The 21,201-nt window shown below is 62.2% G+C and carries 17 protein-coding genes; 10 read left to right on the forward strand and 7 right to left on the reverse strand.

All coding sequences use genetic code 11. The annotated features are described in order from the left end of the window. The first annotated feature begins 39 nt into the window (after positions 1–39). Complete coding sequence (gene csrA / locus BLP82_RS11180; protein WP_060738615.1) at positions 40–240, forward strand: carbon storage regulator CsrA; 201 nt, start codon at positions 40–42, stop codon at positions 238–240. On the opposite strand, the gene BLP82_RS11185 is transcribed toward csrA, so the two are convergent. The 5 genes from BLP82_RS11185 to mnmC all read right to left on the reverse strand — a co-directional run bounded on the left by BLP82_RS11185 (position 229) and on the right by mnmC (position 7,724). Continuing rightward, complete coding sequence (locus BLP82_RS11185; protein ID WP_003199186.1) at positions 229–456, reverse strand: YheU family protein; 228 nt, start codon at positions 454–456, stop codon at positions 229–231. The genes csrA and BLP82_RS11185 overlap by 12 nt on opposite strands. 191 nt (positions 457–647) lie before the next feature. Continuing rightward, positions 648–1,838: an osmoprotectant NAGGN system M42 family peptidase gene (locus tag BLP82_RS11190; protein ID WP_060738614.1), complete on the reverse strand. Its 1,191-nt coding sequence runs from the start codon at positions 1,836–1,838 to the stop codon at positions 648–650. A 208-nt stretch (positions 1,839–2,046) separates the two neighbouring features. Beyond that, entirely contained in the window at positions 2,047–3,792 is a 1,746-nt protein-coding gene (ngg, locus tag BLP82_RS11195; protein ID WP_092167478.1) for an N-acetylglutaminylglutamine synthetase, read from the reverse strand. Positions 3,793–3,795: 3 nt separating this feature from the next. Next, positions 3,796–5,568 (reverse strand): N-acetylglutaminylglutamine amidotransferase, encoded by a 1,773-nt coding sequence (locus BLP82_RS11200; RefSeq protein ID WP_092167480.1) that lies wholly within the window; start codon positions 5,566–5,568, stop codon positions 3,796–3,798. Positions 5,569–5,741: 173 nt separating this feature from the next. Then, on the reverse strand, positions 5,742–7,724 hold the full coding sequence (mnmC, locus tag BLP82_RS11205) for a bifunctional tRNA (5-methylaminomethyl-2-thiouridine)(34)-methyltransferase MnmC2/FAD-dependent 5-carboxymethylaminomethyl-2-thiouridine(34) oxidoreductase MnmC1 (protein ID WP_092167482.1): 1,983 nt from the start codon (positions 7,722–7,724) through the stop codon (positions 5,742–5,744). 151 nt (positions 7,725–7,875) lie between these two features. Here mnmC and pap point away from each other — a divergent pair, with 151 nt between their 5' ends. Then, entirely contained in the window at positions 7,876–9,390 is a 1,515-nt protein-coding gene (gene pap / locus BLP82_RS11210; RefSeq protein ID WP_092167484.1) for a polyphosphate:AMP phosphotransferase, read from the forward strand. A gap of 103 nt (positions 9,391–9,493) precedes the next feature. Further along, on the forward strand, positions 9,494–10,678 hold the full coding sequence (locus BLP82_RS11215) for a thiolase family protein (protein ID WP_092167486.1): 1,185 nt from the start codon (positions 9,494–9,496) through the stop codon (positions 10,676–10,678). Between the two features lie 195 nt (positions 10,679–10,873). On the opposite strand, the gene BLP82_RS11220 is transcribed toward BLP82_RS11215, so the two are convergent. Further along, entirely contained in the window at positions 10,874–11,071 is a 198-nt protein-coding gene (locus BLP82_RS11220; protein WP_060738608.1) for a DUF6316 family protein, read from the reverse strand. 192 nt (positions 11,072–11,263) lie between these two features. Here BLP82_RS11220 and BLP82_RS11225 point away from each other — a divergent pair, with 192 nt between their 5' ends. Beyond that, complete coding sequence (locus tag BLP82_RS11225) at positions 11,264–12,226, forward strand: DMT family transporter (protein WP_092167488.1); 963 nt, start codon at positions 11,264–11,266, stop codon at positions 12,224–12,226. Between the two features lie 133 nt (positions 12,227–12,359). On the opposite strand, the gene BLP82_RS11230 is transcribed toward BLP82_RS11225, so the two are convergent. After that, a complete protein-coding gene (locus BLP82_RS11230) occupies positions 12,360–13,754 on the reverse strand; it encodes a class II fumarate hydratase (RefSeq protein WP_092167491.1) in 1,395 nt (464 codons plus the stop codon). 202 nt (positions 13,755–13,956) lie between these two features. Between BLP82_RS11230 and BLP82_RS11235 the strand changes: the two genes are divergently transcribed. The 6 genes from BLP82_RS11235 (at position 13,957) to BLP82_RS11260 (ending at position 21,133) form a co-directional block, all read left to right on the forward strand. Further along, entirely contained in the window at positions 13,957–14,478 is a 522-nt protein-coding gene (locus BLP82_RS11235; protein ID WP_092167494.1) for a DUF2059 domain-containing protein, read from the forward strand. A 12-nt stretch (positions 14,479–14,490) separates the two neighbouring features. Beyond that, a complete protein-coding gene (locus tag BLP82_RS11240) occupies positions 14,491–14,790 on the forward strand; it encodes a BolA family protein (RefSeq protein ID WP_014337210.1) in 300 nt (99 codons plus the stop codon). Between the two features lie 302 nt (positions 14,791–15,092). Further along, entirely contained in the window at positions 15,093–16,034 is a 942-nt protein-coding gene (locus BLP82_RS11245) for an oxygen-dependent tRNA uridine(34) hydroxylase TrhO (RefSeq protein ID WP_092167497.1), read from the forward strand. A 36-nt stretch (positions 16,035–16,070) separates the two neighbouring features. Further along, the gene (locus BLP82_RS11250; protein ID WP_170842299.1) at positions 16,071–16,673 is read left to right on the forward strand and encodes a DsbA family protein; all 603 of its coding nucleotides are present in this window, start codon (positions 16,071–16,073) and stop codon (positions 16,671–16,673) included. Beyond that, the gene (locus tag BLP82_RS11255) at positions 16,666–18,492 is read left to right on the forward strand and encodes an ABC transporter ATP-binding protein (protein ID WP_092167501.1); all 1,827 of its coding nucleotides are present in this window, start codon (positions 16,666–16,668) and stop codon (positions 18,490–18,492) included. Before BLP82_RS11250 ends, BLP82_RS11255 begins: the two co-directional genes overlap by 8 nt. 181 nt (positions 18,493–18,673) lie before the next feature. Then, on the forward strand, positions 18,674–21,133 hold the full coding sequence (locus tag BLP82_RS11260) for an EAL domain-containing protein (protein ID WP_092167504.1): 2,460 nt from the start codon (positions 18,674–18,676) through the stop codon (positions 21,131–21,133). The last annotated feature ends 68 nt before the right edge of the window (positions 21,134–21,201 follow it).

The following is a 21,201-nucleotide window of genomic DNA, read 5'->3' on the forward strand; positions in this document are numbered from 1 at the left end:
GGCATGGTCAGGGTCCAGACATTCTTAAGGACAAGAACCATGCTCGTATTAAGCCGCGCTGTGGGTGAATTGATTTCCATCGGTGACGATATTTCCGTCCGTGTGCTGTCGGTCAGCGGCACCACCGTGCGTTTTGGCGTGGAAGCGCCACGGCACGTCGATGTCCATCGCTCCGAAATCTACGAAAAGATCCAGCGGAAAAAGGCCCACGCCGCCCGCAAGGCGTGTTCAGTCGAATAGGTGCTTGGGCACGTCGTGCTTGAGCATCAGTTGGCACTGTTCGCTTTCGGGGTCGAAGACGATCAACGCCTGGCCTTTGGTCAGCGCTTGCCGGACCCGTAGAACCCGGGTTTCCAGGGGCGTGTCGTCACCGTTGTCGGTGCCGTCGCGGGTCACGAAATCCTCGATCAGGCGAGTGAGTGTGTCGACTTCGAGTTGGTCGTGGGGGATGAGCATGGGGTACCTCGGCTAGACAATGAGGCGATGCTACGACCAATGAGCTTTTGCGGCTAGCCTTGGGTTTTGTGGGGTCTGTTCTGCCTCATCGCGAGCAAGCTCGCTCCCACAGGGTTTTGAGCCGCACTGAAGACTCAATGTGGGAGCGAGCTTGCTCGCGATGGCAATAAGCCCAGACAGTGAATGTTGGATCAGCTATCCGACCGCTGCCCCACCAGGCTATCCACCGACGGCACCCGAGTATCGCTTTCCATCTGTGCATCGTGCTCGATCTGGTGACTGAAGCGGTCCAGCGAGCCTTGGGCCGGTTGTGCGTCGCTGGCGAACACCGGTGGGCTGAGAATGTAGGCGCCGAGCAGGCGGCTGAGGGCGGCCAGGCTGTCGATGTGGGTACGTTCGTAGCCATGGGTGGCGTCGCAGCCGAAGGCGAGCAGGGCGGTACGGATATCGTGGCCGGCGGTGATGGCCGAATGAGCGTCGCTGAAGTAGTAGCGGAACAGGTCGCGGCGTGCCGATATGTCGTTCTCCTTGGCCAGTTTCAGCAAGTGCCGCGACAGATGATAGTCGTAGGGGCCTCCGGAGTCCTGCATCGCCACGCTGACCGAATGTTCGCTCGAATGCTGGCCGGGGGCGACGGGGGCGATGTCGATGCCGACGAATTCGCTGACGTCCCAGGGCAGCGCGGCCGCGGCGCCGCTGCCGGTTTCCTCGGTGATGGTGAACAGTGGGTGACAATCGATCAGCAGTTCTTCACCGCTGTCGACAATCGCCTTGAGCGCCGCCAGCAACGCCGCGACCCCGGCCTTGTCATCCAGGTGCCGGGCGCTGATGTGGCCGCTTTCGGTGAATTCCGGCAGGGGGTCGAAGGCCACGTAATCGCCGATGCCCACCCCCAGGGTTTCGCAGTCGGCGCGGGTGGCGCAATAGGCGTCCAGGCGCAATTCGATGTGGTCCCAACTGATGGGCATTTCGTCCACGGCGGTGTTGAACGCGTGCCCGGATGCCATCAATGGCAGCACGCTGCCGCGAATCACGCCGGTGTCGGTGAACAGGCTGACCCGGCTGCCTTCGGCAAACCGGCTGGACCAGCAACCTACCGGGGCCAGGGTCAGGCGACCGTTGTCCTTGATGGCCCGCACCGCGGCACCGATGGTATCCAGGTGCGCCGAGACGGCGCGGTCGGGGCTGCTCTTGCGGCCCTTGAGCGTGGCGCGGATCGTGCCGCGACGGGTCATTTCGAACGCGATACCCAGCTCTTCGAGCCGCTCGGCGACGTAGCGCACGATGGTGTCGGTAAAGCCGGTGGGGCTGGGAATGGCGAGCATTTCCAGCAGGACCTTTTGCAGGTATTCGAGATCCGGTTCGGGAATTTTGCTGATCATGGAAACTCCTCACGGAACATTAAGTTGAAGTAGGGGAACCCTGTGGCGAGGGTGTTTGCTCCCGCTGGATTCTGTAGGAGCTGGCGAAGCCTGCGATCTTTTGATCTTTCGCTTGGGACTCAAGTGTCTGGGGAAAGATCGCAGCCTCGTTGCACTCGACAGCTCCTACGGCCCAGCGGGAGCGAGCTCTCTCGCCACGGAAGAAGGGCTAGGCCACCGTCTGGCTATGAGGAAACAACAAATCCACAAAGCGCTCGGCGGTAGGCTGGGGTTCGTGGTTGGCCAAGCCGGCGCGTTCGTTGGCTTCGATGAACACGTACTCGGGTTGATCGGCCGCCGGCACCAGCAGGTCGAGGCCGACCATGGGAATGTCCAACGCCCGCGCGGCGCGCACTGCCGCATCGACGAGGGTCGGATGCAGGATGGCGGTGACATCCTCCAGCACGCCGCCGGTATGCAGGTTTGCCGTACGCCGGACGAACAGGTGTTCCCCGGCCGGCAGCACGCTGTCGTAGTCGAACCCCGCCGCGTTGAGTGTGCGCAGGGTCTCGGCATCCATCGGGATCTTGCTTTCGCCGCCCGTGGCGGCCTGCCGTCGGCGGCTTTGGGCTTCAATCAACGCGCCGATGGTGTGCCGGCCGTCGCCGATCACCTCCGCCGGACGCCGGATCGCCGCCGCCACCACTTCAAAGCCGATCACCAGGATGCGCAGGTCCAGCCCTTCGTGGAAGCTTTCCAGCAACACCTGGCTATCGAACTGCCGAGCCGTTTCGATGGCGCTCTGCACTTCCTCGATGGTGCGCAGATCCACCGCCACGCCTTGGCCCTGTTCCCCGTCCAGCGGCTTGACCACCACCCGTTCGTGCTCATCGAGGAACGCCAGGTTGTCATCGGCGTTGCCCGCCAACTGTTGGGCCGGCAGGTTCAGGCCGGCGCTTTTCAGCACCTTGTGGGTCAGGCTTTTGTTCTGGCACAAGGTCATGCTGATGGCGCTGGTCAGGTCGCTCAGGGATTCGCGGCAGCGCACCCGGCGGCTGCCGTGGACCAGGGTGAACAAGCCGGCCTCGGCATCGTCCACCTGCACTTCGATGCCTCGACGGTGAGCTTCTTCGACAATGATCCGCGCATAAGGATTGAACTGCGCCTCGGGACCTGGGCCAAGGAACAGCGGCTGGTTGATGCCGTTCTTGCGCTTGATGGCGAAGGTCGAGAGATTGCGAAAGCCGAGTTTGGCGTAGAGGTTTTTCGCCTGGCGATTGTCATGCAGCACCGACAGGTCGAGGTAGCTCAAGCCCCGGCTCATGAAATGTTCGATGAGGTGACGCACCAGAACTTCGCCCACACCGGGCCGTGGGCATTGCGGATCGACGGCCAGGCACCAGAGGCTGCTGCCGTTTTCCGGGTCGTTGAAGGCCTTCTGATGATTCAGGCCCATGACGCTGCCGATCACCGTACCGGTGTCATCGTCTTCGGCCAGCCAGTAGACCGGGCCGCCCGCGTGACGCGGGGTCAGTCGCAGCGGGTCGATGGGCAACATGCCCCGGGCCTGGTAGAGCTGGTTGATGGCCTGCCAGTCGGTCTCGCTCTGGGCCCGGCGAATTCGGAAACCGCGAAACACTCGGGTGGACTGGCGATAGTCGCTGAACCACAGGCGCAAGGTGTCGGATGGATCGAGGAACAGTTGCGCCGGTTCCAACCCCAGCACTTGCTGGGGCGCCGCCACGTACAAGGCAATGTCGCGCTCACCGGGTTGTTCGTTGAGCAGTTCCCGGGCCAGGCTCGTCGGGTCCGGGAAGGTGTGGCCGATCAGCAGTCGGCCCCAGCCGCAATGCAGCGCGATCGGGGCGGCGCCCAATTCGCTGCCGTCTTCGGCCAGGCGTGCCTGCAGGCGTTCGTAAGAAGGCGCCTGGCCGCGCAAGAGGCGTTGGTTGTGAACGGTTGCGTGAGGTTTCATCGATCAGATTCCTTGCTCGCTGAGCCACAGGTTCAGCGCTGCCAGTTGCCACAGCCGCGAACCGCGCAACGGCGTGAGCTGGCCGTTGGGGTCGGTGAGCAGGCGGTCGAGCATGGCCGGGTTGAACAGGCCGCGATCCTGGCTCGGATCCAGCAGCAGCTCGCGGACCCAGGCCAGGGTATGGCCTTCCAGGTGCTTGAGGCCCGGCACTGGGAAATAACCTTTCTTGCGGTCGATCACCTCGCTGGGGATCACCCGTCGGGCGGCTTCCTTGAGCACCTGCTTGCCGCCATCGGGCAACTTGAACTGCGCCGGGACCCGGGCCGAAAGCTCCACCAAGCGGTAGTCCAGGAACGGCGTGCGCGCTTCCAGGCCCCAGGCCATGGTCATGTTGTCGACGCGCTTGACCGGGTCGTCCACCAGCATCACGGTGCTGTCCAGGCGCAGGGCCTTGTCCACCGCGGCATCGGCCCCGGGTTGGGCGAAATGCTCCTTGACGAAGTCACCGGCCGCGTCATTGGCCGTCAGCCAGTTGGGCTGCACGGTGGCGGCATATTCTTCGTAGCTGCGGTCGAAGAACGCAGCGCGATAGGCGGCGTACGGATCGTTGGCGCCATCGACCTGCGGGTACCAGTGGTAACCGGCGAACAGCTCATCGGCGCCCTGGCCGCTTTGCACGACTTTGCAATGCTTGGCCACTTCCCGCGACAGCAGGTAGAAGGCGATGCAGTCGTGGCTGACCATTGGCTCGCTCATGGCGCGGAACGCGGCGGGCAGTTGCTCGATGATTTCTTTTTCGTCGATGCGCAGTTGGTGGTGGCGGGTGCCGTAGTGCTTGGCGATCAGGTCCGAATATTGGAATTCGTCACCGCGTTCGCCGCCGGCATCCTGGAAACCGATGGAGAACGTGGACAGGTCTTCCACGCCCACTTCCCGCAACAGACCCACCAACATGCTTGAGTCGACGCCCCCGGACAGCAGCACGCCGACATCCACGGCGGCGCGCTGGCGAATGGCGACGGCTTCACGGGTGCTGTCGAGCACACGGTCGATCCAGTCTTCCAGGTTCAGGTGCTGTTCGTCGGCCCGAGGGCCGTAGGGCAGGGTCCACCAGGTTTTCTGCTCGGTGGTGCCGTCGGCTTCGATCCGCATCCAGGTAGCGGGCGGCAGTTTTTCAACACCGGCCAGCAAGGTACGGGGCGCCGGAACCACGGCGTGGAAATTCAGATAATGGTTGAGGGCCACCGGGTCGAGCATGGGGTTGATGTCGCCGCCCTTGAGCAGCGCCGGCAATGCCGAGGCGAAGCGTAGCCGCTGGCCGGTGCGCGACAGGTACAGCGGCTTGACGCCGAGGCGGTCGCGGGCGATGAACAGCCGCTTGGCATCGCGCTCCCAGATGGCGAACGCGAACATGCCGTTGAGCTTGGGCAGCAGCGCTTCGCCCCAGGCGTGGTAGCCCTTGAGCAGCACTTCGGTGTCGCCACCGGAATAGAAGGTGTAGCCCAGGGCTTCGAGTTCGGTGCGCAGTTCCGGGTAGTTGTAGATCGCGCCGTTGAAGGCCAGGGACAGGCCCAATTGATTGTCGATCATCGGCTGGGCCGAGCCGTCCGACAGGTCCATGATTTTCAGGCGCCGATGGCCCAGGGCGATCGGCCCCTGGCTATGAAAACCCCACGCGTCAGGGCCGCGAGGGGCCAGGTGATGGGTGATCCGCTCTACGGCCGCAAGGTCCGCAGGTTGTTGATCGAAACGTAACTCTCCAGCTAATCCGCACATAAGTCCTTACCGGTTTTTCCGTTGGGGAGGGGGTCAAGCAGCACCTGCCAAAAGGGCAGGTACCCTGAAACTGACCGGAGGGATTGCTGTGAGTTTTAGATCGATGCGTTATAAGCCGGCGGGCGGGGTTGGGTTGGATGTCGCGTGATTCTTGTGGGAGCCATCCATCGGGGTCAGGCCTTGCCCCGAATTAGGGCCCGCAACGCAAACCGGTTCGGGTGGCATGCTTCGGCCACGCTGCGGGGCAGTGGCAGCGGTTCGTTGTCCAGCCAGGCGGCGATCAGTTCGCCCGACAGGGGCGCGGTGATCAGGCCTCGGGAACCGTGGCCGCTGTTGATGTACAGGCCCTCGAGCCATGGGCAGGGAGCGTCCGGCACCTGGCGGGCGTCCTTGCCCAGGGCCGCATAGGCGTCGGTAAAGGCCTGGCGGTCGGCCAACGGTCCGACAATGGGCAGGTAATCCGGGCTGGTGCAACGAAACGCCACGCGGCCTTCGAGGTGCTCCGGGTCCAAGGTAGCGGCGTTCAAGCGCTGCACCAGGTCTTGGGAGATTTCTTCGAGCATCCGCAGGTTGCCGGCGTGCTCGGCGGCGGTGGGGGTCAGGTCGTCGCTGTTGAAGTCGAAACTGGCGCCCAGGGTGTGCTCGCCCAGCCGCGGCGGCGCCACATAACCTTCGGCGCAGACCACCGTCGCCAGGCTCTGGCTGTGACGGGTTTGCGGCAGACGGGTGATCTGCCCGCGAATGCGCTTGAGCGGCAAGTCGGCAGCCGGTTCGAAGCGTTTGATCTCGGCAGCACTGGCGAGGATCACCACCGGCGCACTGGCCAGGCAGCGTTCGCGGTCCCATGCCTGCCATTGGCCGTCGACGCGGCGCAGGTGCAGCACGTCATGATGGGCTTGCACATCGATCGCCGGTCCCGAGGCTTGCCAGCGACACAACGCTGGCGGATGCACCCAGCCGCCCTCGGGATAAAACAAACCTCCGCTGGCCAGGCCGATGCCGGATCGGGCCTGGGCCTCGGACTGATCCAGGGTGTGCAGTAAATCCGTGGGGAACGCCTCGGCCAGTTGCGCCTGACGCTCGGCTTCCTTGCTGTTGAAGGCCAATTGCAAGACCCCACAGGCATCCCAGTCAACGCCGCGTTGCAGTTGCTCCAGCACGCGTCGGGTGTAGCCGAAGCCGCTGAGGATCATCTGCGACAATGCGGTGCCGTGGGCCGACAACTTGAGGTACAGCACGCCCTGGGGGTTGCCGGAGGCCTCCTCGGCCAACCCGGCATGCCGCTCCAGCAGCGTCACCTGCCAGCCACGGTCGGCGAGGCTCGCCGCGCTGGCACAACCGGCCAGGCCGCCCCCGATCACCAGGACCCGGCGCTCGCCAGTGGGGGGCACGGGGCGGGCGTACCAGGGTTTTGCCGGGGATGGCGCCGCTGTCTGCTCCGGCCAGCCAAGAAACACGCCCCGCAGGATTTCCCACTTATGGCCGATGCCCGGCGTGCGTTTCATCTTGAAGCCCGCCGCGTTCAGCAAACGCCTGACCCAACCGGTGCTGGTGAAGGTGCTGAGGGTGGCGCCGGGTGCGGCCAGCCGGGCCAGTTCGGCGAACAGCTCGGCGGTCCACATCTCGGGATTCCTGGCTGGCGCGAAGCCGTCGAGGAACCAGGCGTCGATCTGTCCGTCCAGCTGCGGCAACTGTTCCAGGGCATCGCCGATCAACAAGGTCAGCGTCACCCGCCCATTGGCCAGGACCAGGCGCTGGAAACCCTGATGGATCGCCACGTATTGCCCAAGCAGTTGCTCGGCCTGGAGGGCGAGCTGCGGCCAGAGGGCCAGGGCCCGACACAGGTCCTGCGGGGTCAATGGATACTTCTCGACGCTGACGAAATGCAGCCGCGCCCCGGACGGCGCGCATTGTTCGAACAACTGCCAGGCGCAGAGGAAGTTCAAGCCGGTGCCAAAGCCGGTTTCGCCGATCACCAGGCGCCCGTCGGCGGGCAGCGCGGCAAAGCGCTCGGCCAGGTTGTTCTGCTCGAGGAACACGTAACGGGTTTCTTCCAGCCCGGACTGATCGGAGAAATACACGTCGTCGAATACCCGCGAGTGCGGGCGACCCTGGTCGTCCCAGTCGATTTGGGCGTGGTGCTGTACAGGCGTCATGGCAGGCTCGGTCGAAACAAGGTAGCCATTCTAGCCGATCGGTATCCGCTTGCTTGACCCATCGCAACACAGCGTTGTTCTTGATGGAATCTGCTGCACAGGGCCGCATCCAATCCGCTAGTCTTGCCCCAATCCCTGGAAGGAGCTGTCCATGTTCGAATCCGCTGAAATCGGTCACGTCATCGATAAAGAAACCTTTGAAGCCGAGGTGCCGGCGCTGCGTGAAGCACTGCTGGAAGCGCAGTTCGAGTTGCAGCAGCAGGGTCGGTTTCCGGTCATCGTGTTGATCAACGGCATCGAAGGCGCGGGCAAGGGCGAGACGGTGAAGTTGCTCAATGAATGGATGGACCCGCGGCTGATCGAAGTGCGCACCTTCGACCAGCAGAGCGACGAGGAACTGGCGCGGCCTCCTGCATGGCGTTATTGGCGTATGCTGCCGGCCAAGGGGCGCATGGGGATTTTCTTCGGCAACTGGTACAGCCAGATGCTGCAAGGCCGGGTCCATGGCGAATTCAAGGACCCACGGCTCGACCAGGCGATCGCCGGTGCCGAGCGCCTGGAAAAAATGCTCTGCGATGAAGGTGCGCTGATCTTCAAGTTCTGGTTCCACCTGTCCAAGAAACAGATGAAGGCCCGCCTCAAGGGGCTCAAGGATGACCCGCTGCACAGTTGGCGCATCAGCCCGCTGGATTGGCAGCAATCCCAGACCTATGACAAGTTCGTCAAATACGGCGAGCGTGTGCTGCGCCGCACCAGTCGCGATTACGCGCCGTGGCATGTGATCGAAGGCGTGGACAGCTGTTATCGCAGCCTCACCGTGGGGCGGATCCTGCTCGACGGTTTGCGCCAGGCCCTGGACCGGCCGAAGATCAAGCCGCAAAAGGCCAGCGTGGCGCCGCTGCCCGAGTTGGATGGCCAGATCACGTTGCTCGACAGCCTGGACATGACCCGGCGCCTGGACAAGGCCGACTACGAAGAACAGCTGATCACCGAACAGGCGCGCTTCGCCGGGCTGCTGCGGGACAAACGCATGCGCCAGCATGCCCTGGTGGCGGTGTTCGAAGGCAATGACGCGGCGGGCAAGGGCGGGGCGATCCGGCGGGTCACGGCGGCCCTGGACCCGCGCCAATACAGCATCGTGCCCATTGCCGCGCCCACGGAAGAAGAACGCGCCCACCCCTACATGTGGCGGTTCTGGCGGCATATTCCCGCACGCGGCAAGTTCACCATGTTCGACCGCTCCTGGTACGGCCGGGTGTTGGTGGAGCGGGTCGAAGGGTTTTGCAGCCAGGCCGACTGGCTGCGGGCCTACGGGGAAATCAACGACTTCGAGGAACAGCTCGCCGATGCCGGCGTGGTGGTGGTCAAGTTCTGGCTGGCCATCGACAAGGAAACCCAACTGGAGCGTTTCCAGGAGCGCGAGGACATTCCGTTCAAGCGTTTCAAGATCACCGAGGATGACTGGCGCAACCGCGACAAGTGGGATGCCTACCGTGCCGCGGTGTGCGACATGGTCGACCGCACCAGCACCGAGATTGCCCCCTGGACCTTGGTGGAGGCCAACGACAAGCGCTGGGCGCGGGTCAAGGTGTTGCGCACCCTCAACCAGGCGCTGGAGGCGGCTTTCGAGCGCAGTGCGAGACAGGCTCGCAAGAAGAAGCGCTAGGGCGATGGGCGCGCATACGCGAGGTGAATGATTGTCGCGGTCGGTTATCCAGTGGATCTATGCTCGATCCACTCTCAACCGACTACAACAATGAGGTACAGCCATGCGTGAAGTGGTGATCGTCGACAGCGTACGGACCGGCCTGGCCAAGTCCTTTCGTGGCAAGTTCAACATGACCCGTCCGGATGACATGGCGGCCCATTGCGTCAATGCCTTGCTGGCGCGCAACGACATCAACCCGGCCAGTGTCGAGGACTGCATCGTCGGGGCCGGGTCCAATGAAGGTGCCCAGGGCTACAACATCGGGCGCAACGTGGCGGTGCTCTCGCAATTGGGCATCGGCACGGCCGGCATGACCCTCAACCGCTTCTGTTCTTCGGGCCTGCAAGCCATTGCCATCGCGGCCAACCAGATCGCTTCCGGTTGCAGCGACATCATCGTGGCCGGCGGCGTGGAGTCCATCAGCCTGACCATGAAAAGCGTCAACACCGACAACCTGATCAACCCGTTGCTCAAGGAGCAGGTGCCCGGGATTTATTTTCCCATGGGCCAGACTGCCGAGATCGTCGCCCGCCGTTACCAGGTCAGCCGCGAGGAGCAGGATCGCTACGCCTTGCAGAGCCAGCAACGCACCGCCAAGGCCCAGGCGGCCGGGTTGTTCGATGACGAAATCATCCCGATGGCGGTCAAGTACCGGGTCGAGGACAAGAACACGGGTGTCGCGCAGATCCTCGATGGCGTGGTCGATCGTGATGACTGCAACCGTCCCGACACCACCTATGAAAGCCTCGCGGGCCTGAAGCCGGTGTTCGCCGAGGACGGCTCGGTGACGGCGGGCAACTCCTCGCAGTTGTCCGATGGGGCGTCGATGACCTTGGTGATGAGCCTGGAAAAGGCCCTGGCCCTGGGGCTCAAGCCCAAGGCGTTTTTCCGTGGCTTTACGGTGGCCGGTTGCGAGCCGGACGAAATGGGCATCGGCCCGGTGTTTTCGGTGCCCAAGCTGCTCAAGGCCAAGGGCTTGCAGATCGCCGATATCGACCTGTGGGAACTCAACGAGGCGTTCGCTTCCCAGTGCCTGTACAGCCGCGACCGGCTGGAAATCGATCCGCAGAAATACAACGTCAACGGCGGCTCGATCTCCATCGGCCATCCGTTCGGCATGACCGGTTCGCGGCAGGTGGGGCATCTGGTGCGTGAGCTGCAACGGCGCAACCTGCGTTACGGCATCGTGACCATGTGCGTGGGCGGCGGGATGGGGGCTACGGGGTTGTTCGAGGTGGTGGGATAACCTACGAACTGACAGTTGGCGAGAGTAATTATTTGTGGCGAGGGGATTTATCCCCGCTGGGCTGCGAAGCAGCCCCAAAGCAGACAATGCTGTCAGCCTGATACACCGTGTTTGTAGATTTTAGGGTTGCTGCGCAACCCAGCGGGGATAAATCCCCTCGCCACAAGTAAAGTGGTGCTAGCTGTGGATGTCGTGCTAGCTGGCGACCTGAGTCAGTTGCAGCATTCGCTGTACATACGCCTCCACCTCCCGCAACGCATCCTCGCGACTGGCGAACGGCCCTTCCTGGGTGCCTTCCCGTGTATTGAAGTAAAACTCGCCGTTTATCCGGCAAATCCGGTCACTGGGAAAGACCATCGCAGGCGCGAGGTCCTGGGCGCGTTTGCCGAGCATGGGGGGCTCCAAAAGAGGTGGCGGGATCAGGTTGAGTGAAGTTTAGGAGTTGGCGTCGACGGCTGCTTGGCGAGCCGATAGGCGGCCATGTGCCATACCCGTAGCCGGTTCAATTAATCCCCAACTGTTCCTGTGTTGCTGGGTGATAGAGGCCTAGAATGGGCGTTCTTTGTCTTGGGCTTCGAGGGTTGCATGCACATATCGTCCGGTCGCTGGGTCTACGGCTTGTTCCTTGCCCTGTTGACCGCCCTGCTCTGGGGAATCCTGCCGATCAAGCTCAAGCAAGTGCTGCAAGTGATGGACCCGGTCACCGTGACCTGGTTTCGCTTGCTGGTGTCCGGCGGTTTGCTGTTCATCTATTTGGCGGCCACCCGGCGCCTGCCCAGTCGCAAGGTGCTCGGCCCTCGCGGCGGCTGGCTGGTGGCGATGGCGGTGCTCGGGCTGGTGGGCAACTACGTGTTGTACCTGATGGGCCTGAATCGCTTGAGTCCCGGCACCGCGCAACTGGTGGTGCAGATGGGGCCGATCATGTTGCTGGTCGCCAGCCTGTTCGTGTTCAAGGAGCGGTTCAGCGTGGGGCAGGGCATCGGCCTGCTGGTGTTGCTGATCGGTTTCACGCTGTTTTTCAACCAGCGCCTGGGCGAGTTGCTGACGTCCCTGAGCGACTACACCGCCGGGGTGCTGATGGTGTTGCTGGCGTCGACGGTCTGGACGTTCTATGCCCTGGGCCAGAAGCAATTGTTGACGGTGTGGAACTCGTTGCAGGTGATGATGGTGATCTACCTGTTCTGCGCGCTGCTGCTCACACCCTGGGTGCACCCGTTGGAGGCGCTGCAATTGAGCCCGTTGCAAGGCTGGTTGTTGCTTGCTTGCTGCCTCAACACCCTGATTGCCTATGGCGCGTTTGCCGAAGCCCTGGCCCATTGGGAAGCCTCGCGGGTCAGCGCGACCCTGGCGATCACGCCGCTGGTGACCTTCGCCGCGGTGGCAATGGCGGCCTGGTGGTGGCCTGATTATGTCCATGCCGAGCAGATCAACCTGCTGGGCTATGGCGGGGCGGTGCTGGTGGTCCTGGGGTCGGCGCTGGTCGCCCTGGGGCCCTCGCTGATCGCCGGGCTCAAGGCCCGGCGGCAGCGGATGGTTGTAGAGCGATAGACCGCGTTATCGTTCTTCGCGAGCAAGCCCGCTCCCACATTCGATCTCATCGGACACAGGTTGTGTATCCGACCCCAATCCATTGTGGGAGCGGGCTTGCTCGCGAAGACAGGTTATCGGTTACCGCAAATCTTCAACCCTGGCTACCGGCCTCCAGCATATTCTCCGGCCTCACCCAGGCATCGAACTCTTCATCGGTCAGGTACCCCAGTTGCAACGCCGCCTCGCGCAAGGTCAGCCCTTCACCGTAGGCTTTCTTGGCGATTTCCGCTGACTTGTCATAACCGATGTGCGGGTTCAGCGCGGTCACCAGCATCAATCCCCGTTCCAGGTGCGCGGCCATCTGCTCGGCGTCCGGCTCGAGTCCGGCGATGCAGTGCTGCTGGAAGTTGCTGCAACCATCGGCCAACAGGCGAATCGATTGCAGCAGGTTGTGGATGATCACCGGTTTGAACACGTTCAACTGCAAATGCCCCTGGCTGGCGGCAAAACCGATGGTCACGTCGTTGCCCATGACCTGGCAGGCCAGCATCGACAAGGCTTCGCACTGGGTCGGGTTGACCTTGCCGGGCATGATGGAACTGCCCGGTTCGTTGGCCGGCAATTTCACCTCGGCGAACCCGGCCCGTGGTCCGGAGCCCAGCAGGCGCAGGTCGTTGGCGATTTTCATCAGGGTCACGGCGAGGGTTTTCAGCGCGCCGGACAACGAGGTCAGGGGTTCATGGCCGGCCAACGCGGCAAACTTGTTGGGTGCGGTGACGAACGGCAGGCCCGACAGCGCCGCCAGTTCAGCGGCAATCGCTTCGCCGAACCCATGGGGTGAATTGAGCCCGGTGCCCACTGCCGTACCGCCCTGGGCCAGTTCGCAGACCGCCGGTAGCGCGGCGCGAATCGCCCGTTCGGCGTAATCGAGCTGGGCAATGAACGCCGACAGTTCCTGGCCAAAGGTGATTGGCGTGGCATCCATCATGTGGGTACGGCCGGTCTTGACCAACTTCATGTGGCGCGCGGCCAGTTCCGCGAGACCGCCGGACAGCTCGCCGATGGCCGGCAACAATTGCTGATGGACGGCCTGGGCGGCGGCGATGTGCATGGCGGTGGGGAAGCAGTCGTTGGAACTCTGCGAACGGTTGACGTGGTCGTTGGGGTGCACCGGGCTCTTGCCACCGCGGGGGTTGCCGGCCAGTTCGTTGGCGCGTCCGGCGATCACTTCGTTGACGTTCATGTTGCTCTGGGTCCCGCTGCCGGTCTGCCAGACCACCAGCGGGAACTGATCGTCATGCTGGCCGGCCAGCACTTCGTCGGCGGCCTGTTCGATCAGGCGGGCGATGTCGGCGGGCAGGTCTCCGTTGCGGTCGTTGACCCGTGCGGCGGCCTTCTTGATCAGCGCCAGGGCGTGCAACACCGACAGCGGCATGCGTTCGTTGCCAATGGCGAAGTTGATCATGGAGCGCTGTGTCTGCGCGCCCCAGTAGGCGTCGTCCGGGACTTCAACCTGGCCAAGGCTGTCGGTTTCGATACGGCTCATCGGGTCAAACTCCTTAAAGGCTGAATGCGCAGTTTAGGCCCAGATGGGCGGCTCCGGTTCCCTCAATCATCCCTCAATCCAGCAACGGTGGCTTCGGCCCGTCAATCGGACCCGGCAACCGTCGGGGTTGAGCCCCGGCGTTTTTTAGGCGCAGAATGGTCGCCCTTGGGGTTTTACCTCGCCTGTAATGAAAGGAAACTCGATGACCCGTCTTCGTGCCATCTGTACCGCAGTTGCTCTGGTGTGTGCCAGCGGCCCTGTTTTCGCCGATACCGCCAGCCACAACGCCAGCGCCGAAGCGTTCCTGACCCTCGCGCACGCTGACAAACTGGGCACTCCGGTGTACATGCAAGTGCAGCAGATGTTCGCCCAGCGCTTTGAACAGACCAAGGCCCCTGAGTCGAAAAAAGCCACCCTGGAAACCTACCAGGCCAAGGCCAATGCCGCGCTGGACCAAGCCATCGGCTGGAACAAGCTCAAGCCGGACATGGTCAAGCTCTACACCAGCAACTTCAACGAATCGGAGCTCAAGGACCTGGTCGCTTTCTACCAATCGCCATTGGGCAAGAAAGTCCTGGAAAAAATGCCACAGTTGACCCAGCAATCGGCCCAACTGACCCAGGCCAAGCTTGAAAGCGCAGTGCCGGTGGTCAACAAGCTGCTGGCCGACATGACGGCCGAGCTCGAGCCAAAAGCCGCTGCTCCAGCCAAGAAAAAGCCGTAAGCGGAGCCCGGTATGAGCATGCAACAACGCATCGAATCAACGCTTGGGCTGTTGCAGCCCGAGCATCTGCAAGTGCTGGATGAAAGCCACATGCACAGCCGTGGCCTGCAGACCCACTTCAAGGCCGTGGTGGTCAGCCAGCAGTTCGAAGGGCTCAATCGTGTCAAGCGTCACCAGAAGGTCTATGGCACGCTGGGCGAGCTGATGGGCGAATTCCATGCGTTGGCGCTGCACACCTACACACCCGAGGAATGGGCCCAGATCGACGCCGCCCCGGCTTCGCCGACCTGTGCCGGTGGTAGCAAGCACTGATCGATAGGGCTTGCTCCCATTGGGGCTGTAGGAGCTGCCGAGTGCAACGAGGCTGCGATCCTTCTCCTTACACTTGAATCTCAAGCGAAAGATTAAAAGATCGCAGGCTTCGCCAGCTCCTACAGAGCAGCCTGCGGTAAGCTCCCTCGCCACGATAAGCGCTTCGCTCCACTTGCCTGCAGGGCACTTCGCTCCTAAAGCCATATTGTTTTTGTTAGAATCCCCAACGCGCCGCTCACCCGGCGCGTTTTTTTTCGCATCCGGTTCACCCTTTACGAGGGTAGCCACCTGGAGAAACACCCATGACACAACCCATTGTCGTGGCGGCACTGTATAAGTTCGTCACCCTGGCAGATTACGTCGAGCTGCGTGAGCCCTTGCTCAAGGCCATGCTCGACAACGGCATCAAAGGCACGTTGCTGATCGCCGAAGAAGGCATCAACGGCACGGTCTCCGGCACCCGCGAAGGCATCGACGGCCTGCTGGCCTGGCTCAAGAACGATCCGCGCATGATCGACATCGACCATAAAGAGTCGTATTGCGATGAGCAGCCGTTCTACCGCACCAAGGTCAAGCTCAAGAAAGAAATCGTCACCCTTGGTGTCGAAGGCGTGGACCCGAACAAGCAAGTCGGTACCTACGTCGAACCGCAGGACTGGAACGCGCTGATCAGCGATCCGGAAGTGCTGCTGATCGACACCCGCAATGATTATGAAGTGTCCATCGGCACCTTCGAAGGCGCCATCGACCCAAAGACCACCAGCTTTCGCGAGTTCCCCGAGTACATCAAGGCCCACTTCGACCCGGCCAGGCACAAGAAAGTCGCGATGTTCTGCACCGGTGGCATTCGCTGTGAAAAAGCCTCCAGCTATATGCTCGGCCAGGGGTTCGACGAGGTCTATCACCTCAAGGGCGGCATCCTGAAATACCTCGAAGAGGTCCCTCAGGAGGAAACCAAGTGGCGCGGCGACTGCTTCGTGTTCGATAACCGCGTGACCGTTCGCCACGATCTCAGCGAAGGGGACTACGATCAATGTCACGCTTGTCGTACTCCGGTGAGCGTGGAAGATCGCGCTTCGGAGCACTATGTGCCTGGCATCAGTTGCCCGCATTGCTGGGATAAGCTGAGCGAGAAAACCCGTCGCAGCGCCATCGACCGGCAGAAACAGATCGAGTTGGCCAAGGCGCGCAACATGCCGCACCCGATCGGCTACAACTACAAGCAAACATCTTCCGAGGCTTGAGCCATGACGTCACGCCTGCTCTATGTGATGGACCCGATGTGTTCCTGGTGCTGGGGCTTTGCGCCGGTGGCCGAGGCGTTGGTCGGGCAGGCGCACGCCGCGGGCGTGGAGTTGCACCTGGTGGTGGGCGGTTTGCGCACCGGCAGCGGTTCGGCGCTGGAGCCGACCACCCGGCGCTACATTCTCGAGCACTGGCAGGCCGTGACCCAGGCCACCGGCCAGCCCTTCAAGCTTGAAGGCGCGTTGCCGGACGGTTTCGTCTACGACACCGAGCCCGCCTGCCGGGCATTGGTGACGGCCCGCAGCCTGGCCCCGGACCTGGCCTGGACGCTGTTGAAGCTGATCCAACAGGCCTTTTATGTACAAGGCCGTGACGTCACCCACGCCAGCGTCCTGGTGGAACTGGCCGAGCAGGCCGGGCTGCCTCGCATCGAATTCGCCGCGGCCTTCGACCGCGCCGACCAACATGCGGCCACCGCTGCGGATTTCACCTGGGTCCAGGATTTGGGCATTGCCGGGTTCCCCACGCTGCTGGCCGAGCGTGACGGCCAGTTGGCCTTGCTGACCAACGGTTACCAGCCCCTGAGCCAGTTGTCGCCCTTGCTTGGCCGCTGGCTGGAGCGCGCGACCTGTGCCTGAGCGGCCGTCAGCACCATCGACCTCGCAGCGCATCGACCGGTTGAGCTGGGCGGAAATCCGTCGCCTGGCCCTCAAGCATAAAAAAGCCCTGTGGATCGCCAACGGCGTGGCCGTGCTGGCGACGCTGTGCAGTGTGCCGATTCCGCTGCTGTTGCCGCTGCTGGTGGACGAGGTCCTGCTGGGCCACGGTGATGCGGCCCTGAAAGTCATGAACCATGCCTTGCCGACGGCGTGGCAGAGCGCCGCCGGCTATATCGGGCTGATGTTGCTGGCGACCCTGACCCTGCGCTGTGGCGCCTTGCTGTTCAACGTGGTGCAGGCACGCTTGTTCGCCAGGCTGGCCAAGGACATTGTCTATCGCATTCGCATCCGCTTGATCGAACGTCTCAAGCGAATCTCCTTGGGCGAGTACGAAAGCCTGGGCAGCGGTACCGTGGCGGCCCATCTGGTCACCGACCTGGACACCCTCGACAAATTCATCGGCGAGACCCTCAGCCGTTTCCTGGTGGCGATGCTGACCCTGGTGGGCACTGCCGGGATCTTGGTGTGGATGCACTGGGAACTGGCGCTGCTGATCCTGCTGTTCAACCCGCTGGTGATCTACGCCACGGTGCAACTGGGCAAGCGGGTCAAACACCTCAAGAAACTGGAGAACGACAGCACCTCGCGCTTCACCCAGGCCTTGACCGAAACCCTGGATGCCATCCAGGAAGTGCGCGCCGGCAACCGCCAGGGTTATTTTCTTGGCCGATTGGGGATGCGTGCCAAGGAGGTCCGCGATTACGCCGTGAATTCACAGTGGAAAACCGACGCCTCGAACCGCGCCAGTGGCTTGCTGTTCCAGTTCGGCATCGATATTTTTCGCGCGGCGGCCATGCTCACCGTGGTGTTTTCCGACCTGTCCATCGGCCAGATGCTGGCGGTGTTCAGCTACCTCTGGTTCATGATCGGTCCGGTCGAGCAACTGTTGAACTTGCAGTACGCCTATTACGCGGCCGGCGGCGCCTTGAACCGGATCAACGAACTGCTGGCCCGGGCCGACGAGCCCCAGTACCCGGGTGGCGTCGATCCGTTCAAGGGCCGTGACACCGTGGGCATCGAAATCCAGGGGTTGAGTTTCGGTTACGGCGAGGAACTGGTGCTCGACCAGTTGAACCTGTCCATTTCCCCGGGCGAGAAAGTCGCCATTGTCGGGGCCAGTGGCGGCGGCAAGAGCACCTTGGTGCAGTTGCTGCTGGGGTTGTACACGCCACAGTCGGGCAGTATTCGTTTCGGCGGCGCCACGCAGCAGGAGATCGGCCTGGAAACCATTCGGGAGAATGTTGCAGTGGTGTTGCAACATCCGGCGCTGTTCAACGACACGGTACGGGCCAACCTGGCCATGGGGCGTGAGTGCAGCGACGACGACTGCTGGCGGGCATTGGAAATCGCCCAGCTCGACGCCACGGTACGGGCGCTGCCCCAGGGCCTGGAAAGCGTAGTAGGACGTTCCGGGGTTCGGCTGTCGGGCGGACAACGCCAACGGCTGGCCATCGCCCGCATGGTACTGGCCGACCCACGGGTGGTGATTCTCGACGAAGCCACCTCGGCGTTGGACGCGGCCACCGAGTACAACCTTCACCAGGCACTGGCGCGTTTTTTGAGCGCACGCACCACGTTGATCATCGCCCACCGGCTTTCGGCGGTGAAGCAGGCCGATCGGGTATTGGTGTTCGACGGTGGGCGAATCGCCGAAGACGGCGACCATTTGCAATTGATTGCCGACGGGGGGCTCTACGCTCGACTCTACGGTCATTTGCAACAGATACAACAGCCTTGAGTTTCCCGCCGTTTTCTGTGCTTAGTATCGAAAAAAACAGGCAAACACGCCGATTCTTCCAAATTCCGCGCAAAGATCTCTTCATCCATTCATTCTATGGGTCGAAAACTAGCCTAGGCTGTTGAGTCAGGAGCGGAATTCTGGCGGGTGTTCGTCCGGCAGTACCTGTGCAAGGGACCTCATGAAGCAAAAGCAGACTCTCGGAACACCACGGCTGCTGGGCATCGTCTGGCCCTTTATTGCCGTTGTGCTATTTCAGGCATTGCTTGGCGGCGTAAGCCTTTACGTGCTTTCCGCAGTCCGCGGCTATGTAGCGGGGGAGAGTCTCTGGTCCAAGGGCCAGAAAGATGCCATCTATTACCTCAACCTCTACGCCGACAGCCGTGACGAGGCGATTTTCCGCAAATACCAGCAAGCCATCGCCGTACCCGAGGGTGGCCATGAGCTGCGGGTAGCGCTGGACAGCCAACCGCCGAACCTGGAAGCGGCGCGGGCCGGCATCCTCAAGGGCGGCAATCATCCGGACGATGTGGCCAGCCTGATCTGGCTTTATCTGAATTTCCGTCACTTCAGTTACCTGGAAGAAGCCATCGATCTCTGGACGGTGGGTGATGGCTACCTGACCGAACTGGATAACGTCGCCCGGCAGATGCACAGCAGTATTGTCGCGGGCCAGGCGTCAGAGGTGGATATTCGTGGCTGGAAGGCCCAGATCTTTGCGATCAACGATTCCGTCACCCCGGCTGCCAAGGCGTTCAGCGACGCGTTGGGCGAGGGCTCGCGTTTCATTCTGCGGCTCTTGCTGGTGACCAATTTCGCCACGGCCCTGGGGTTGATCGTCCTGGCGTTGTTGCGTACCCATAAACTGCTGGCCCAGCGGCAGGTGTTCGCCAATGCGCTGCAGATGGAGAAAGAGCGGGCACAGATCACCCTGCAATCCATCGGTGATGGGGTGATCACCACCGACGTGGGCGGAGCCATCGCCTACATGAACCCCGCCGCCGAAGCGATGACCCATTGGAAGGCCGAACACGCCACGGGCTTGCCCCTGGCCGCGCTGTTCAATTTGCTCGATGACAATGCACAGACCGAAGGACTGACCCTGATCGAGCACATCCTCAGCGGTCGGCTCAGCGGCGCCAGTGAACATTCGAAACTGATCCAGCGCCTGGATGGCAGCACCGTGTCGGTCACCCTGGTGGGCGCGCCGATCCGCCATGCGGGCCAGGTCAGTGGCGCTGTGCTGGTGCTGCATGACATGACCCAGGAGCGGCAATACATCGCCAACCTGTCATGGCAAGCCACCCATGACGCCCTGACTGGCCTGGCCAACCGCCGGGAGTTCGAGTATCGCCTCGAGCAAGCCTTGCACAACCTCACTCGCCAGACCGGGCGCCATGCCTTGATGTTCCTCGATCTGGATCAGTTCAAGCTGGTCAACGACACCTGCGGTCATGCGGCGGGTGACGAATTGTTGCGGCATATCTGCGCCTTGCTGCAGTCAGGGCTGCGGGAGAATGACACCCTGGCCCGGCTGGGTGGCGATGAGTTCGGGATCTTGCTGGAGAACTGTTCGCCGGAGGCCGCGGAAAAGATCGCTGAAGGGCTGCGCCAGACCGTACAGAACCTGCACTTTGTCTGGAAGGGCCGGCCGTTCGTGACCACCGTGAGCATCGGCCTGGTGCATATCGCCCAGACTCCGACGACCCTGGAGGCTTCCCTGCGGGCCGCCGACATGGCCTGTTACATGGCCAAGGAAAAGGGGCGCAACCGGGTCCAGGTCTATCACGCCGACGACTCGGAGTTGTCCCTGCGCTTTGGCGAGATGGCCTGGGTCCAGCGCTTGCACATGGCCCTGGAGGAAAACCGCTTTTGCCTCTACGCCCAGGAAATCGCCGCGCTGGGTCCGGGCGATCATGGTGGCGGCCATATTGAAATCCTGTTGCGCCTACATGACGAAGCCGGGCGGATGATCCTGCCGGACAGCTTCATTCCCGCGGCGGAACGCTACGGGCTGATGACGTCCCTGGACCGTTGGGTGGTGGAGAATGTCTTCAAGATCATCCGCCAGTGCCTGAATGAATCGCGGCAGGGGCCCATGGCGATGTGTGCGATTAATCTGTCAGGCACAACTATCGGAGATCAGGCGTTCCTCGACTTCTTGCGTAAACAGTTCGCGGCTTACTCGATTCCGCCGGAAATGATTTGTTTTGAAATTACCGAGACCAGCGCTATTTCGAATCTGGGCAGTGCGATCCGCTTTATCAATGAACTCAAGAGCTTGGGCTGCTATTTTTCTCTGGATGACTTTTGCGCCGGAATGTCTTCATTCGCTTACCTGAAACATTTACCTGTAGACTTCTTGAAGATCGACGGGAGTTTCGTAAAGGATATGCTGGACGACCCGATTAACCGTGCAATGGTCGAGGTGATCAATCACATCGGTCACGTCATGGGTAAGCGCACGATTGCCGAGTTTGTTGAAACCGCCCAGATCGAGCAGGCGTTGCTGGAGATAGGGGTGGACTTCGCTCAGGGGTATGTGATCGAACGCCCGCAATTGTTTACCTGCGACACGTTGCAATGTCGGCCGGCCCGGCCCCAGCCGCTGTTATTCAAGGCCCCCGGCACGTTCCGCTGAAACTCTTGTTGATCCGAGAAAATCACAATCAAAAGGAGCCCGACAGTGATCGACACATTCAACCGAAC

It is taken from the genome of Pseudomonas sp. NFACC37-1 (assembly GCF_900101575.1).
In the GTDB taxonomy this organism is placed as follows: domain Bacteria; phylum Pseudomonadota; class Gammaproteobacteria; order Pseudomonadales; family Pseudomonadaceae; genus Aquipseudomonas; species Aquipseudomonas fluorescens_AA.

What these genes read in the sequence shown, in the direction of transcription:
- csrA (WP_060738615.1), top strand. Translation starts at nt 40, where the DNA reads ATGCTCGTATTAAGCCGCGCTGTGGGTGAATTGATTTCCATCGGTGAC.
- BLP82_RS11185 (WP_003199186.1), bottom strand. Translation starts at nt 456, where the DNA reads ATGCTCATCCCCCACGACCAACTCGAAGTCGACACACTCACTCGCCTG.
- BLP82_RS11190 (WP_060738614.1), bottom strand. Translation starts at nt 1,838, where the DNA reads ATGATCAGCAAAATTCCCGAACCGGATCTCGAATACCTGCAAAAGGTC.
- ngg (WP_092167478.1), bottom strand. Translation starts at nt 3,792, where the DNA reads ATGAAACCTCACGCAACCGTTCACAACCAACGCCTCTTGCGCGGCCAG.
- BLP82_RS11200 (WP_092167480.1), bottom strand. Translation starts at nt 5,568, where the DNA reads ATGTGCGGATTAGCTGGAGAGTTACGTTTCGATCAACAACCTGCGGAC.
- mnmC (WP_092167482.1), bottom strand. Translation starts at nt 7,724, where the DNA reads ATGACGCCTGTACAGCACCACGCCCAAATCGACTGGGACGACCAGGGT.
- pap (WP_092167484.1), top strand. Translation starts at nt 7,876, where the DNA reads ATGTTCGAATCCGCTGAAATCGGTCACGTCATCGATAAAGAAACCTTT.
- BLP82_RS11215 (WP_092167486.1), top strand. Translation starts at nt 9,494, where the DNA reads ATGCGTGAAGTGGTGATCGTCGACAGCGTACGGACCGGCCTGGCCAAG.
- BLP82_RS11220 (WP_060738608.1), bottom strand. Translation starts at nt 11,071, where the DNA reads ATGCTCGGCAAACGCGCCCAGGACCTCGCGCCTGCGATGGTCTTTCCC.
- BLP82_RS11225 (WP_092167488.1), top strand. Translation starts at nt 11,264, where the DNA reads ATGCACATATCGTCCGGTCGCTGGGTCTACGGCTTGTTCCTTGCCCTG.
- BLP82_RS11230 (WP_092167491.1), bottom strand. Translation starts at nt 13,754, where the DNA reads ATGAGCCGTATCGAAACCGACAGCCTTGGCCAGGTTGAAGTCCCGGAC.
- BLP82_RS11235 (WP_092167494.1), top strand. Translation starts at nt 13,957, where the DNA reads ATGACCCGTCTTCGTGCCATCTGTACCGCAGTTGCTCTGGTGTGTGCC.
- BLP82_RS11240 (WP_014337210.1), top strand. Translation starts at nt 14,491, where the DNA reads ATGAGCATGCAACAACGCATCGAATCAACGCTTGGGCTGTTGCAGCCC.
- BLP82_RS11245 (WP_092167497.1), top strand. Translation starts at nt 15,093, where the DNA reads ATGACACAACCCATTGTCGTGGCGGCACTGTATAAGTTCGTCACCCTG.
- BLP82_RS11250 (WP_170842299.1), top strand. Translation starts at nt 16,071, where the DNA reads ATGTGTTCCTGGTGCTGGGGCTTTGCGCCGGTGGCCGAGGCGTTGGTC.
- BLP82_RS11260 (WP_092167504.1), top strand. Translation starts at nt 18,674, where the DNA reads ATGAAGCAAAAGCAGACTCTCGGAACACCACGGCTGCTGGGCATCGTC.